Origin of the sequence: Curtobacterium sp. PhB78 (assembly GCF_003751685.1) — a bacterium.
In the GTDB taxonomy this organism is placed as follows: Bacteria; Actinomycetota; Actinomycetes; order Actinomycetales; family Microbacteriaceae; genus Curtobacterium.
The window spans coordinates 1-1,489 of record NZ_RKIA01000014.1 but is presented as its reverse complement, the minus strand read 5'-3'; the positions used below and the strand labels follow the sequence as shown (position 1 = coordinate 1,489).

Below are 1,489 nucleotides of genomic sequence, written 5' to 3'. Positions count from 1 at the left end.
GGTCACATTCCGAACCCGGAAGCTAAGCCTCTCAGCGCCGATGGTACTGCAAGGGGGACCTTGTGGGAGAGTAGGACGCCGCCGGACTTAACGTAGTATCACCAGGGAACCCCTGACCAGCACTGGTCAGGGGTTTTCTGCGTTTCCGGAGGTTCTTCGTGGCGGGTGTCCGTTCGCGGCGCCGGTTCGTGAGCAGAAATGGTCGGGTACACGTGTGCGACCCGACCATTTCTGCTCACGAAGTGTCCCGTTCGGCTCCGTGGTCCTGCCACTCCTCGCTGCCTCGGTCAGTCGCGGCCTGGCGCCGGCCTCCCGCGATGACGAGCTCGACGTTCCTCCGCGAGTGGCGCTGACCCTTCGTGAGCAGAAACGGTCGAGTGATGCCGAGCGCACCCGACCATTTCTGCTCACGAAGCGGTGTGCGTGCGTGGCTGGGTGGTCGGGTGGGACAGGCCTCGGAGCCAGCGGCGCTCAGTGTCGAACCTTGGGTTGAAGGTGGCACGGGCCCAGGCGGGATACTGCCCATGGGGCGGCGGCTGTGAGCGCCTTCGAGTGTGCGACTCGGTTCGGGACGAAGTGGTCCACTCGCTTGCGGCCGCGCCTCGAGCCGGTCTCCGGGCTCGAGGTAGCCTGCCGAGCCGGCGGTGCCTACCGCGATGTGGATCCTGCTGACGGACGCCGCTCGCTGGTCCAAGGGGCGTTGTTCATGTGATGAGTGGCTGCCCGTTGCCCTCTGCGCGATCGCCTGAGCTGGGCGCGTCGTGGTGTTCGGCCTGCACGGGAGGGATGGACACGACGTCGACGTTCGCCATCCGACTGCCGGGCGAGGATGCTGGTCCCGGAGTCCCGGAGTCCCGGAGTCCCGGAGTCCCGGAGTCCCGGAGTCCCGGAGTCCCGGTGTCCCGGTGTCCCGGTGTCCCGGTGTCCCGGTGTCCCGGTGTCCCGGTGTCCCGGTGTCCCGGTGTCCCGGTGTCCCGGTGTCCCGGTGTCCCGGTGTCCCGGTGTCCCGGTGTCCCGGTGTCCCGGTGTCCCGGTGTCCCGGTGTCCCGGTGTCCCGGTGTCCCGGTGTCCCGGTGTCCCGGTGTCCCGGTGCAGGTAACGACGTCGATCCGTTCGGGCCTGCTCGTCGACGCACGTGGGTCCCCGCCTGCGACACGCCCGGGAAGCGGCCCGGCTGGCGCTCCCGTTCACCTCCCCGTAATGTTGTCACTCGTTGCCGCTGAGGCGGAGAACGGAACGGCCGAGACGGTCACCAAGTGGAAACGCCTGGAGATGCAGTCCGGACGGGGTCCCGCTCAGGCAACCGACACCCAAGGTTCCACGGTCTCGATCGTGGTGCTCGACGGTGTCGAGAGACGAATGCCTCTCTGACGAAGCCCGACGGGCGGAGTGGGGAGTGCGTCTGGTCCTTGAGAACTCAACAGCGTGCACATTGTCAATGCCAATTTATTGATTGACCTCGTGCCTGGGCAGCTTTGGTTGTTCAGGT

1 rRNA gene is annotated in these 1,489 nt (G+C 67.0%); it reads left to right on the top strand.

The features are described from left to right. Positions 1-87: ribosomal RNA gene (rrf, locus tag EDF53_RS18890) — 5S ribosomal RNA — on the top strand; the annotation flags it as partial. Between the last annotated feature and the right edge of the window lie 1,402 nt (positions 88-1,489).